Origin of the sequence: Bacteroides sp. GM023 (assembly GCF_014750685.1) — a bacterium.
Classification (GTDB): Bacteria; Bacteroidota; Bacteroidia; order Bacteroidales; family Bacteroidaceae; genus Bacteroides.
Genome location: NZ_JAAXGE010000007.1, coordinates 182,190 through 195,526 on the forward strand (window position 1 = coordinate 182,190; position 13,337 = coordinate 195,526).

9 protein-coding genes are annotated in these 13,337 nt (G+C 43.6%); 1 reads left to right on the plus strand and 8 read right to left on the minus strand.

Going from position 1 to position 13,337, the window contains the following annotated elements:
- Window positions 1-21: 21 nt before the first annotated feature.
- Window positions 22-3,366 (minus strand): PL29 family lyase N-terminal domain-containing protein, encoded by a 3,345-nt coding sequence (locus HC965_RS16190; RefSeq protein WP_191032429.1) that lies wholly within the window; start codon window positions 3,364-3,366, stop codon window positions 22-24.
- A 305-nt stretch (window positions 3,367-3,671) separates the two neighbouring features.
- Between HC965_RS16190 and HC965_RS16195 the strand changes: the two genes are divergently transcribed.
- Window positions 3,672-4,259 (plus strand): RNA polymerase sigma-70 factor, encoded by a 588-nt coding sequence (locus tag HC965_RS16195; protein ID WP_191032670.1) that lies wholly within the window; start codon window positions 3,672-3,674, stop codon window positions 4,257-4,259.
- An 86-nt stretch (window positions 4,260-4,345) separates the two neighbouring features.
- On the opposite strand, the gene HC965_RS16200 is transcribed toward HC965_RS16195, so the two are convergent.
- The 7 genes from HC965_RS16200 to HC965_RS16230 are packed head-to-tail and all read right to left on the minus strand — an operon-like array spanning window position 4,346 to window position 13,317.
- A complete protein-coding gene (locus HC965_RS16200; RefSeq protein ID WP_191032430.1) occupies window positions 4,346-5,977 on the minus strand; it encodes a beta-N-acetylhexosaminidase in 1,632 nt (543 codons plus the stop codon).
- A gap of 5 nt (window positions 5,978-5,982) precedes the next feature.
- Complete coding sequence (locus tag HC965_RS16205) at window positions 5,983-7,536, minus strand: family 20 glycosylhydrolase (RefSeq protein WP_191032431.1); 1,554 nt, start codon at window positions 7,534-7,536, stop codon at window positions 5,983-5,985.
- Window positions 7,537-7,546: 10 nt separating this feature from the next.
- Window positions 7,547-8,356, minus strand: a complete 810-nt coding sequence (locus HC965_RS16210) for a glucosamine-6-phosphate deaminase (protein WP_223854920.1) — start codon at window positions 8,354-8,356, stop codon at window positions 7,547-7,549.
- Window positions 8,340-9,524 carry an N-acetylglucosamine-6-phosphate deacetylase gene (gene nagA, locus HC965_RS16215; RefSeq protein ID WP_191032432.1) on the minus strand — a complete coding sequence of 395 codons (1,185 nt, stop codon included), beginning with the start codon at window positions 9,522-9,524 and terminating at the stop codon, window positions 8,340-8,342. Before nagA ends, HC965_RS16210 begins: the two co-directional genes overlap by 17 nt.
- Complete coding sequence (locus tag HC965_RS16220; protein WP_191032433.1) at window positions 9,500-10,834, minus strand: sugar MFS transporter; 1,335 nt, start codon at window positions 10,832-10,834, stop codon at window positions 9,500-9,502. The genes nagA and HC965_RS16220 overlap by 25 nt, the downstream gene beginning before the upstream one ends.
- A 6-nt stretch (window positions 10,835-10,840) precedes the next feature.
- Window positions 10,841-11,962 (minus strand): acyltransferase family protein, encoded by a 1,122-nt coding sequence (locus HC965_RS16225; protein WP_191032434.1) that lies wholly within the window; start codon window positions 11,960-11,962, stop codon window positions 10,841-10,843.
- 20 nt (window positions 11,963-11,982) lie between these two features.
- Window positions 11,983-13,317, minus strand: coding sequence for a glycosyl hydrolase family 18 protein (locus tag HC965_RS16230; RefSeq protein ID WP_191032435.1), 1,335 nt, complete (start codon window positions 13,315-13,317; stop codon window positions 11,983-11,985).
- Window positions 13,318-13,337: the final 20 nt, after the last annotated feature.

Consider the following 13,337-nt stretch of genomic DNA (forward strand, 5'->3'; position numbering starts at 1 on the left):
GATTAACATTCGTTTGATTCGTTATTCAAGTACTCTGACATGCAGATAATTCATACAGCTTCTTTCTCCGTTGGTGTCGGATACATGATTTATAACCTTGCCGACGCCATTCTCATATGTCCACATCACCGTAGAACCACCACCGTCGAAGCGGATTACGTCATACAATCCCAACTTTTTGGAGACTCTGTATGCTTCATAGAAATCGAGTCCTCTGTCATTATCCGTTCTTCCGTCCACACAGAAGATAATCATCTTCGATTTATCCTGTGTCATACCGAGATTGGTGGTCGGATTGATTGTTTCCGCGTCTTCTTTCTTGGGTGGTGCGGCATATACTCCGTTGTAGAGGAAACGATACATACTGGAATTATGAACCTTGATCGGATCAGTGGAGTTACCGATTTTCAGTTCTGCGCTGATCTTTACTTTATCTCCGGTTTTCAGGCTTTGCGCCAGTTCATCTGCTTTGTCTCCTGTCACTTGTAGTACCCATTCGTTTTTACCTGTCACGTACGGAGCTTCTACGACAGCATTTCTTCCGTCAATAATTTGAGTGACAGTGGCATCGAACTCGCCGGAATTTACTTTTAGTGGCTGGTCGTTTCTACCTGTTATAAACAGCGCTTTGGCGCCTATCGGATTAGTCAGTCCCGGATGAGGCTCTTTTACATATCTGAATGTGTACAGATTGGCGTCATAAGATGGCTTGCCGCCCAGGCGGACGATAGTGTCATTTACTGAATAGTACTCATATTCTTTGGTGCCCACTTTAATTTTACCGGTGAAATCCCTTTTCTCAAAGCTGACTGTACGATTATCAAAGTAAGTGAATCCCCAAACGTGATTTGTCAGGGTAGAGCGTACATAAGGATTATTGACGAATACCGGTTCTCCCTCTTCGATATGCATACCCCTTGGAAAACCGTCATGCGAATTGAAGAAGCCTGTATTAATTCCCATTACGATGTTTCTTCCTTCACCTCTCCGTCTTACACAAGTCTCGGAAAGAGTCTCACGAAGTATTTTCCCATTGTTCGAGTTGTTATTTCCATTAGGATTCGGACAGATTTCATCTGCCATCACCGTTTCGAATGTAACTTTCGGGTTGTTCATATCAATCTCGATAGCATAGATGTTCTGATTGAAATTGGTGAAAGAATAATGCTTGTATGTGACTCCCGATGCTATCTCACGATCCTCTGTTATCGTCCAGTCATAGTAAGACTCATCCTGATTGGAGAAATTATTGGCTTCTTTGGAGAAAGCTCCGTGGCGGACTGCATTGCTGTAAGTAGCTGCGGGAGTATCGTCCGGATTATCTTTATACGTGCTGTAATCTCCTACTTTTCCACCGATGTGACAATCGGCGATATAATCCACACCTGTTTTAGTGCCGCTATATCCGCATGCCCATCCGGCGCCATGCTTATTGGAACCGTCTACAGTTGCATCAGACAGGATAATGCCGTTATTAGTACAGGATTCGACATACCCGGCATTGTGTCCGACAAATCCTCCTGCCCGGCTTCCGTTTTGTGAATATACATTGCCGTTGTTGATACAGTATTTCATGTATTTGTCGGTATTTATACCACCGGCAAGTCCGCCTATGCGTTTTACATTATATCGTTTGGCTGTGCCGTCAAAGGTGTTATTGACATCATCCTGAATGAGTCCTTCATTGGTGCAGTTTTCGATACTTCCTTCCTGAAGGGTTCCCACGATTCCGCCGCCACGTCCTGAAGGTGCGCTGATTGCGCCTCTGTTGATTGCATATCCGATATAGGCTTCGTCATTTTCCATGTATCCGGCAATACCACCCTGGCTGAATGCGGAATAAGCGCCGGAACCTATATTGGTAATTGCCCCGCAGGTCAACGTACCTTCATTGATACATCCGTTCTCCTGTGTTGTACCACCTATCTTATTTCCGAATAATACACCGGTCAAACCACCTAGCCGGACACCGAAATTGGCTGCATCTGTTCCTTCGAAAGATAAATTAATCTTATTGGTACATGCCAGTAGGTTTCCTTCACAATAGCCTACTAATCCGCCGATTGCAGCCCCTTGTGGAGCATCTCCCGTAATGGTGACTTTGCCCGAAACCGTCAGGTTCTTAATAATACCGGAACTACCGAGCGCATTGAATAGTCCATGAGCGATGTTTCCGTCTTCAAGATTGTAAGTACAAGTCAGATTGGTAATGGAGAATCCCTTACCGTCGAATGTACCGTTGAAGGTCTGTTCCCCGACTGTATAGACGACTTTCGTATTGGCTTTGATCGTACTGCCGGCTACCGGGCTTCCTGCACCGCTTGTCAGCGTGATGCCTTGCATATCAATATCACTTAGAAGAACTACCTCTCCTTCTTTATTCTTGAACTTACGCAGGCTGCTTCCGCTAGTGACAGCATCTATGAATTCTTTGAAATCAGCTCCGGTGGCGATACCTCCGTTTTCAATAACAGGCAGTGTAAAACGTACGGGTTTAATCAGTATATTGTCCTCGGTATCATAGAGCATAATCATCGTTGCACCTTCTTCGAAACCATCGGCGAAAGTAATAGCCAGTGTTTTATCGGTACTGTTCAGCTTGGCTTCCAGTCCGTCGTCACTACGTGTTATCAGCATCAATGCCTGCGCAGCTTTTTTTCCGATGACGTTGTAGCTCAACGTTAAATTCTTGATTCCTTCTTCTATGGTAACAGGAGAAACGGCAGGTTGCTCTCCGTTCTTGAATTCTACATTGAATAAGGTAAAAGTATTGACCGACAATGTCTCTCCGTTTCCTAAAGTGATGGAAGCCGTTCCATTATCATTCATCTCTACTTTTGTAATTAGCGAGGTCGTTTTTCCCTCGGCCTTGACAGGCTTCTGATTACTGTCCAGGATTCTTTCTCCGTTCACTACCCAGTATCCATTTTCGTCCACTTGTATTTGTGGCGCACTGCCTGTCACGGGAATTTTCTGATTATTGGCATCGGGCAGGAAGGATGTTTTTCCTCCTGTTGTAGTAGTCCAGTAATAGACTCCGGCTTCTTCCTGTATCCCGATAATCGGGCTGGAAATCATTTGGTCGGAAGTAGCGATTGTGAAGTTGTGTTCTACATTATCAGTACCTTTATAAGAGATGATAAAGCCCCCATTACTCGCTTCTGTAACAGAAGTAATGGCGCCACCTTTAATGATTTCATTCAACGCATTCGCCTGCAATTGCAAACTGTTGAGTTTCTCTTTCAGTTGGTCGAGATCTTTATAGATTTCGTCGATGTCCTTCCATGCAGCCGAGTCATTATAATCGTCGGAGCAACTGCCAAGCATGGGCATGAGTAACAAGAATAAAAGTAGAAAATTTCTCATGTTCTTTAAATAAAATTGATTCAATGGTTAATAACAGGCTATAAAATGAGCCGTCTCTATAGTGAAGAACACATCATCCGGCAAGGGTACGTAATCACTAATGAACTTTTTTTTAATTTCGTTAGTATTTGCTGTAAGGCTTGAATTTTTCATATTAATTTCATAGTTTTGTCATCTGAAGTGTGCTGTCCCTTACCGATTTCCCCTTGATATATTACAATATGATGTGATTTCTTAGACGGGATTGGTCTATCTTCTATTTATTAATAGCTTTGTTGACTAAAATCTTTTTCGGAATATAAATGATGGATAAAACTGAATTATCTTCTGCTATTGAGGAGCAACTGTTGTTACGTCAGTTGAGGGAGGGAGACATGGCTAGCTATGAGATCCTGTTTCATCGTTATTATCCTTCCTTTTTTGCCTTTGCCAAAGGAATGCTTAAAGACGAAGGGGCTGCTGAAGATATTATCCAGAATGTATTTATGAAAATTTGGATACACCGCGAAGCTCTCGTTGAAACCATGTCCATCAAGAACTATATTTATGTCCTCTCCAAACGGGAAATATTCAATCATTTACGGGCAAAATACAATACGCATGTTGTACTGACAGAAGATATGATGACATTGGAACATTCTTCGGAACATGAAGAAACGCAGTCGGATTATAGAGAGCTGCGCGAAGCAGTGCAGAGTGTGATTGATGCCATGCCGCCCAAGCGTAAGAGTGTGTTTTGTCTTAGCCGCTTCAAATCATTGACCAATCAGGAGATTGCAGACAAATTGGGAATTTCTATCCGTACGGTGGAAAAGCATATTGAACTGGCGCTTCGCACGTTTAAGGAACAGTTGGGGGGATTCTTTACGCTGTTTGTAGGTTTGTTTATCTGATGAATGTCAGAGAGGATATAAATAATAAAAGAGATATGACAGAAGAAATTTCGTCATATCTCTTTTATTTCTAAACGGGGCACATGCTACGGAAGCACATGCTTGGCATAATTGAACCCATCTCTTTGATACAATTTTACTAACCATGGAAGCCGTTGCAGGAAACTTTCATAATCTTTTGATTGTGGCTGTGTCCATAATGCTTCGCTAAGAGCTGCCATACGTGGTAACAACATATACTCTACCTGTTGGGTAGTCGGTATATATTCCGACCATAAGTTCGCCTGTGCTCCGAGAATATGTTTTTGCTGTTCGGGCGTTAGTTCGGCAGGCACAGGATTCAGGTTATATACATTTTCTACCGGAACAAATCCACCGATAGCAAGAGGTTCTTGTTTTGTATCTTTAGCTTGATAATAATCGAAGTAACAGTGATCTTTAGGAACCATGATAACATCATGTCCCATTTGAGCCGCTTTGATTCCACTCTGAATACCGCGCCAGGACATGACGGTGGCATTAGGGGCCACATCACCTTTTAGAATCTCTTCCCATCCGATGATTTGTCGTCCTTTACCATTTAGAAACTTTTCGATACGTGTCATGCAGAATGTCTGCAAACGATCCTCGGCAGTATGGTCTTTATCTGCTTTCAAACCTTCGGTTTTGATACGTACCTGACATTTGGTACATTCTTTCCATCGGGTACGTGGTGCCTCATCACCACCGATATGAATATATTTCGATGGGAAGATTTCTATGATTTCCGCTAATACATCTTCCAGGAATGGCAAAGTCTTATCATTACCAATGCATAACACATCATCAAAAATTCCCCAGTCGGGACAAACCTCATACGGCCCGCCTGTACATCCTAATTCAGGATACGCAGCCAGTGCAGCCAGCATATGTCCGGGCAAATCAATTTCAGGAATAACAGTGATAAAACGTTCTTGAGCGTATTTTACAAGTTCTTTGGCTTGCTCTTGTGTGTAGAAACCGCCGTAAGGCGTATTATCGTACTTTCCGCTCCCGGCTTTCCCTATCACGGTTTTGTTGCGTATAGAACCGATTTCGGTCAGCTCCGGATACTTTTTAATTTCAATTCTCCATCCCTGGTCTTCCGTCAGATGCCAATGGAAGGTATTCATATTATGTAGGGCTAACAAATCAATGTATCTTTTTACGAACTCCACAGGATAAAAATGGCGGCATACATCCAGATGCATCCCCCGGTAACTGAAACGTGGTTCATCTTTAATTTCTCCGGCAGGCAATGATATTTCACCCTTTTGTGCAGTGGCGGGAATGGCTTTCCGTAAGGTTTGGATACCATAGAATACTCCGTTGGCAGTTTGTCCGCTGATACGGATGCCTTTCGAGGTAGTAGTCAGGATATATCCTTCCTTGTTTTTTACAGTAGAATCCAATGCCAATATTATTGTATTATTGGCTTTTCTTTCTTTTATATAGGTACGGATGGCGAGTGCTTTGCCTGTCGCTTGCCCGATATATTCGGACAAGAATTCAGCATTACGTTTCAATAGTTCATCACCTTTTGGGTAAACAATAGTTGTATTCTCTTTCAGGTGAAAAGAATCTTGTCCGTCAGTATTGACCATTTGCGGGGCAGGTATAACAGAATAAGACGCTGTCTGCCCATTAGAGTTGTATGTTGAAAATATACCTGCCAGTATAAGTAAAAATAGTTTTTTCATATCGTTTAGATTTTAGTCTGCCTTAGCAAAGCGTGATATAGTTCTTTCATCTTTTCTGTTCTCAAAGAATTGATCTCTTCTGACTGTCCGGGTTTTAAATACTCTTTGTTGATATGTACAAAACGTTTGTCCAGCTTATCAGCTTCGGATATTATTTTATTCAGTCTTTGAGCAAGTTCTGCTGCTTGAGTAATATCATAACTGTTTGAATTATAAATAAACTCAATCTCTTTATAACTAAGATAATTAATGCGCAGATCCAGCATTAACCGATAATGTTCAAATTCGTTGGAATGTTGCCGTGGCGAGAGCTTATCGAATCTGTTTCTGAATTCTTTGTTGCTTGAGATAACCTGCTCGATAGCCGTTCCTTTAGTATCCTTTCCATTGCGAACCAATTCTTGGGGAAGGGAGAAATAATCAAGGAAGATCTGTGCTTCTTCATTGGAAAGTCCATACCGTTGTTGCGCGTATGATAAGATAAAATCCCGTGAGTTTAATGCTTCCTGGGAGTTAGCTGCCTGGCAATAAGCATCTACCAATATCTGGAAACCGGACATCGGGTAAACCTGACGTACAGGCTGCATGCTGATAACTTCCCAGCCATTATCGTAATGAAAGCCGTACGTGCCGCTGGTAGACCAGGATGTTTCTATAATTCCTTCATACCCATGTGAACGGGCGAAAGGTAGAAACGTAGCTAGATTATCAAAGTGCTTCATCCATTGGGTTAAATACACATTGTCCGGTGCAGAGCGTAAAGCCGTTGCTCCCCACATCTTTACACCCAGTTTCAATAGATTCTCGAGCTTACCGAAACGATCCGGTTCCCAACCATAGTTCCAGTCTACGAAGATGAGGTCTTTGGGTAATTCCTGTACGGCTTCGGGATGCATCAGAATAATATCTGCCCAAATGATAGGCTGTTTTCCCATCTCTTTGACTACTTCATACATCGTCTTTATATAATCAACAAAAAGGCGTGACTTTTCTACTTTGGAACATTGTGCACAACTTCCCAATAAATAAGTTTCGTCAGCTCCTATATGAAAGTAAGGAGAAGGATGTAGCTCTGCCACTTCCCGAAATATTTCCCGGAATACTTTTTTCGCTTCTTCTTTTTTCAGCGGACATACCTGTGATATTTCTTTTCTATCTTCCCGCAAATGGGCATACCGATCATGACGCAGGATATATTCACTATGCCCGAAGCAATTCTGTAATGGTATTACATCTATTCCCAACGAAGTGCAATGCTTGATAATGTCTTTGACTTCATTGCGGCTGAAAGCCAAGTGGTTGCATAGAGTAGCATGTTTCTGAAAAGGAAAAGTTGCCTCATATTCTATCAGTAGGGTATTAATTCCTTTCGTGGATAAATCGGAAGCGAAATCTTTAATAGCCGAAACCGTCATTACTTGCGTACGGCAATCCAGGTAGAAAGCTCTGACTTTAAAGTCAGAAGAGGATTGCGCACTTTTTGCGGGAGCGCACGAACACAAGAAAATACCTAGCAGAAACAGGCTTTTGTATATAAAATAATGTAGATTGTTATTCATGGTTACTATTTTAAATGGGTAAAAGTGATGCGCTGTCTAAATCGCAATAAAGTATCGCATGCGGATGTGTACGCAGTATGGATGCCGGACAGTCTGTACTGACAGGGCCATATAATGTATTCTTCACAGCCTTTGCTTTCGGTTTTCCCGGAACCATGCAGAAAATATAGGTAGCTTTTAGCATGACGGGAATAGTGACAGTGACAGCCTGCTGGGGAACTTCATCAATATGGGAGAAACAACCGTCATGTACTTGTTGCATACGGCAGACTTCATCTAATGATACGATTTTAACTAATTGAGGATCATCGAAACGGGCTACATGCGGATCATTGAAGGCGATATGCCCATTTTCTCCGATTCCCATAAAGATAATGTCGAGAGGATGTTCCTGAAGGATTCGCTCATAAGTATTACAGATTTCTTCGGGTGTTGCTCCTTCCCTGAACAAGTAGTTTACCGACTGAAAAGGAACAGAATCGAAGATATGCTCTTTGAGAAAATTTCCGAAACGCTGTGGGGCGTCAGGTTTTAGCCCGACATATTCATCCATGTGTAAAGCATGGATACGATGCCATGGAAGGTCTTGTTTTTGCAGGACAGCAAGAAACTCGTTTTGTGAGGGAGCTGCTGCAAATAGAATATTAATTTCTTTCTTTTGGGTTAATAGTTGGTTTATGACTTGCGTTGCAGTTTGGGCGGCATCCATGCCCAGAGTGCAACGGCTGTCGCATATACGGATGCGTAAGTTGTCTTTTTTTAATTCTTTTATTTCTGTTGTTTCAATAATCTCCATAGTTACTCTAATATTGTTGTCCATTAATAAATACTTGTTGAATTTGAATGTCTGCATTGAACACTACAATGTCAGCATCATATCCCTTGGCTATTTTTCCTTTTTGCTCCTGGATTCCCATAATGGTGGCGGGAGTCAGGGACATCATGCATACAGCTTCCTCGATAGAGCGTTCTCCCAATTGGTACATATTCCGTACCAGGCGGTCGGCTGTTGCCACACTTCCCGCAAAAGACTGTCTGTCGGGCATTTTGGCTACTCCGCCTTCAATAATAATTTCCTGCCCTTTCTCGCGGCTTCCCAGTATACTTTTTCCTTCGGGCATACCTGCGCCACGCATAGAATCGGTTACTAAGGCTATCTTCTCCGCTCCTTTGTTTTTAACAGCCAATTTCATAAGAGGCGCCGGAACATGTATTCCGTCTGCAATCAGTTCAATAGTTACCTCGTCCAGCAAATAACCGGCTTCGATGCATCCTGCATAGCGGTACGCATTCCTGCGGGTGATTCCATTCATGCAGGAATAGAAATGAGTGATATGCGTAAAACCATGACGAACAGCTTCTACCACATCTTCATATATGGCATCGGTATGGGCAATGGAAGGAAGAATTCCCCTTTCTCGCAACAGATCGCCGAATTCTAAAGCACCGGGTAATTCGGGAGCGATGCTCCAACGAACAATATCCTGACTTCTGTCCAATATCTCCATATACTCTTCGGGGGCAGGATTGCGCAAATAACGAGGGTCTTGCGCTCCCCGGAACGCATAGGCAAAGTAGGGGCCTTCCAGATGCAAACCACCAAATGCGGCGCCGACATTTTGTCCTTTCACGCGATCATATACATCAAGGAAACGAAGCAATTCCTGATTATCCGAAGCCAAAGTAGTGGGATAGAGCAGGGTCGTTCCGTGTTTGAGATGCTCACGGGCAATGGTAAGGCAGTCTTCTTCCGTGCAATCCATGAAATCGGAGCCGCCTGCGCCGTGGGTATGCAGGTCAATAAAACCGGGAGCGATAAAACCGCCTTTGACATCATAATCCACACTGTCTGCCACTTTATAATTTCCAGGTTCCACGCCTATGATTTTTCCTTCGGAAATAAGTACGGTACCTATTCCGAGATTCTTTTCCGGAGTGATGATTTCTCCGTTGAATATTCTGGTTATTTGTTCTTTTTTAATTTCCATAGTTCTGACCAATGATTAATTTTATATCCATAGAAAGCATAAAAAATCAAGTAAAGAAAGCAAGGTATCAGTACAATATATCCGCTACGCAGTCCGTGATGATCTGCTATCAATCCATAGATGACAGGCATAAATGCATTTCCGCACAAAGCCATCACCATAAATGAAGAGCCTAAGTTTGTCCAGCGTCCCAGGTCGTGTATGGCAAGCGGCCATATTCCGGCGTATATCAATGCGTTACAGACTCCCATTAAGCTCAAGCACCAGATAGAAAGTGAAGTTGTATGTCCGGACATCTGTATCGTGCCGGGGATGAATAGTACGCAAACTGACAGAATCAATCCGCCTACGGTAGAAATCCGAAGCATGAGTTGCTGACTGGCAAAGCGCGGAATCAACAGGATACCCAGAAAATAACCTACAAGAGCACACGACAATGTAATACTCGGGAAGATTTTGGCTTCCTGAAGATTGAACCCCATACTCTCCGCATAGCTGATAATAGTATCAATAGAGATCACTTGTGCCGCTACGTGAAAGAAGATGGCAAATACTCCCATGATAAGATAAGGATATGATCCGATAGATTTGCGGTCTTTGCTGGCATGGGCGATATCTTCCTGCTGGTTATTCCCCACTTCCGGCAACCGGATGAAATAGATGGCGCAGCCAAATAAAAACAGGAATAATGAAAGTACGGAATAGGGGACAATGACTCTGCGGATTAAGCCATCCAGCAGAATATCTTTCTCTACGCCCGTAACGCTATTGTTTTTAAGTACTTCGAATAATTCATTATCTGTCGATTTCAGGATGACAGCCGCGAATAATAAAGGTGCGAGAATACCGGCAATCTTATTACAAAGTCCCATAATACTGATACGCCGTGCCGCGGATTCTATCGGGCCGAGTATGGTTACATAAGGATTGGCTACCGTTTGCAGTATGGACAACCCGGTTCCTATGGTGAACAATCCGGTCAAGAATATAGAATAGGCTCTTGTATAGGCGGCAGGAACAAACATGAGCGTTCCTGCTGACATCAGCCATAATCCGATCATAATGCCCCGTCTTGAACCTACCCGACCAATCAGCCGGGCGGCAGGGATAGACATGACCAGATAGGCAATGTAGAATGCCAGGGCTACCAAGTAGGATTGTGTATGCGTCAATTCGCAGGATACCTTGAAATAAGGTATCAGGATGGAATTGACCCATGACACCAATCCGAAGATGAAAAACAGCATCCCCAGCATAATCATCGGGATCAGGTTGGACGGTTGTCTTGATTGAACGTTATCCATAGACATCTCTTTTTACAGTTTTATATAAATGTGTTTACGATAGAGGACATATCCACATCCCCAAATGATAATGATGAAAATCAAGGCGTAAATGAATGAACCCAGATAATCGCCCAGCAAAGGTTGCAGTGTCTGATTATAGAGTAAACCACGTATGCTGATAACCCGATCGTCCCAAGGTATGAACGACAGGCTGAACAGTACACTGGCAATCCAGCCAACACAGTACATGAACAGGGGATTCACGCCAAAGGCTTCGAAGAAACGGCTCCATCCTTTCCGTTGGCGGACATCTATGACATCTATCAGCAGGGCGAGGAGAAGCGAGGCTGCTCCGCAAGTCACCAGCGTGTAAGAACTTGTCCACAACTTCTTGTTGATAGGGTCAAGGTATTGCAACAGGAAGCCCGCAAAGAGCAGAATTGTCCCGAACAACGCAATTTTGCGGACACGTTCTCTATTCTCGCCTGTATTGGTAATTAGACTGCCGACATATGCGCCCAGCAATACATGTGCCCAACAAGGTATAGTACTAAGTAATCCTTCCGGTTCGAAAGCGAAGCTGCCGCCATCGGCAGCTTCCTTAATCAAGTGACTGGCTCCTAATAACTTGACGTCAATCATTGCAATCAAGTTGTCGGCAGAATGTATATACCCATTGAAACCCTGTAATAAGCCGACATATACCAGCAAGATACCGCCAGCCACACCCAGATAGTATTTTTTCGGAACGATGATGGCAAGAAACGCACCTCCCGCATAGGCAAGGGCAAGTCGTTGCATCACGCCGAGAATACGCAAATTTTCCCATGAAAACGTTCCGTAGCAGAGTTTGGAAAAGCAGTCCAGGGCGATTCCTACGGCAAAGAGTGCCACGGTGCGACGGATGATTTTCATGCTGACGCCAGCGTCCAACTTCTCAAACTTATGTAATGAGAAGTGGATAGCTACGCCCATGATGAACATAAAGAAAGGGAAAACCAAGTCTGTGGGGGTTAGCCCATTCCACTGTGCATGCTTTAGCGGGGCATAAACAGACTGCCAGGAACCGGGATTGTTAACCAAAATCATTCCGGCAATGGTAATTCCTCTTATTACGTCAAGTGCAAGTAATCTATTTGATTGAGTCGACATATATCCTGAATATTGGATTGTTATTTTATAAAGGTCTTATAGATGACGTTCAGCAGACTTGTTGCGTCGTCTTCCGAGTCGTCCGACAGGTCATTCAGCAAAATTCCGCCGAAGCCGTTATCCACCACATAGTCGGATTTCTGTTGTACGAGCGGGTGACCGTTGTAGAAGACAATTTTGCCATCTTTTTCGATTTCATCTTTTTCGGTAGGACTGTCCGCAGCATATTCCGTTAAAATAACCTTGTATGCTTTGCGTACGGCGCCGGTCGGAACGGTGGTACTTTGGAACTGGATTCCATAGGCCGGTAAGCCTAAAATAATCTTACCCTTATCAATTCCGTTGATAGTGCTCCATTGAGTTGCCGCGGCAGTGAAATGCTCATAACTTGCGTGTTGGGCTACTGCGGATGAAGCCCAGGCTCCGGTAAAGTTATATATCGCCACATTGATATAATCCACAGATTCGAACATTGAGAAATCACCGTTGTAGGCATTCTGACTTCCCCACATGCCTTCACTGTCCCCTTTTACGCCGGCTGTTAATAACTTATCGCCCAGTCCGGCTTTCAGTTGTTGGTAAAGCGCTTTCAGATGGCTTGCGTAGGTTGCGTTCTCTGCTTTGTCGGAACCACCTGCGCCGCTGCCTGTCCATCCTTCAAAGAAAACATTGATTCCGTCCAGACCACAATCTTCCACCACTTGCAACGCTCTTTCTCCGAGTGATTGACGGAACTCATCCGTCATGGTTTTCATTACGCTGGCGAGATCCATGGATAGTAAGATTTTCACTCCTTTAGCCTGTCCTTGCTTGATGAAATCGGCATTTGCCTGAAGAGTAGTTGCCGCCTGGATAGTTCCGTCAGTCGTGACACCACCTACAACGCATAAATGAGACATCTGATCCCATGCGATTTCGCGGCTGGCGATAGCACCATTTGACAAGTAGCAGAATATTTTCTTCTTTAGTTCGGACGGTGTCGGTTCTTCGGGTGGTGTCACCGGCTCTTTTACCGTCAGGGCAAAGTTTCTGTAATTTAATAATCCGTTTCGTCTGACTTCGATACGTAGCCTGAAAGAACCCGCCTCGGGGAAAGTATAAACCAGTGAAGCGCTTGTTCCTATCTCTTCACCGTCCAATAACCATTTTACGGAAGTCTTTTCATCTGCCGGAGATACCAGCACTTTGAATTCCGTCACTTCACCCGCTATGGCCGATGTTGTTTCCTGCATATCCGTATAGATATAAGGTATTTCGTCGTCACCGAATACCGGATTGTTGGCAGAATCATCCTTGCAACTTCCTAACATTATACCGATGAGGCATAATAGTAAAAAAAGGTAATTTGTTTTCATATAGTATCTTATTTTATTTA

Excerpts from the sequence above, each read along its gene's own strand:
- HC965_RS16190 (WP_191032429.1), bottom strand. The coding sequence starts at position 3,366 with ATGAGAAATTTTCTACTTTTATTCTTGTTACTCATGCCCATGCTTGGC.
- HC965_RS16195 (WP_191032670.1), top strand. The coding sequence starts at position 3,672 with ATGGATAAAACTGAATTATCTTCTGCTATTGAGGAGCAACTGTTGTTA.
- HC965_RS16200 (WP_191032430.1), bottom strand. The coding sequence starts at position 5,977 with ATGAAAAAACTATTTTTACTTATACTGGCAGGTATATTTTCAACATAC.
- HC965_RS16205 (WP_191032431.1), bottom strand. The coding sequence starts at position 7,536 with ATGAATAACAATCTACATTATTTTATATACAAAAGCCTGTTTCTGCTA.
- HC965_RS16210 (WP_223854920.1), bottom strand. The coding sequence starts at position 8,356 with ATGGACAACAATATTAGAGTAACTATGGAGATTATTGAAACAACAGAA.
- nagA (WP_191032432.1), bottom strand. The coding sequence starts at position 9,524 with ATGGAAATTAAAAAAGAACAAATAACCAGAATATTCAACGGAGAAATC.
- HC965_RS16220 (WP_191032433.1), bottom strand. The coding sequence starts at position 10,834 with ATGTCTATGGATAACGTTCAATCAAGACAACCGTCCAACCTGATCCCG.
- HC965_RS16225 (WP_191032434.1), bottom strand. The coding sequence starts at position 11,962 with ATGTCGACTCAATCAAATAGATTACTTGCACTTGACGTAATAAGAGGA.
- HC965_RS16230 (WP_191032435.1), bottom strand. The coding sequence starts at position 13,317 with ATGAAAACAAATTACCTTTTTTTACTATTATGCCTCATCGGTATAATG.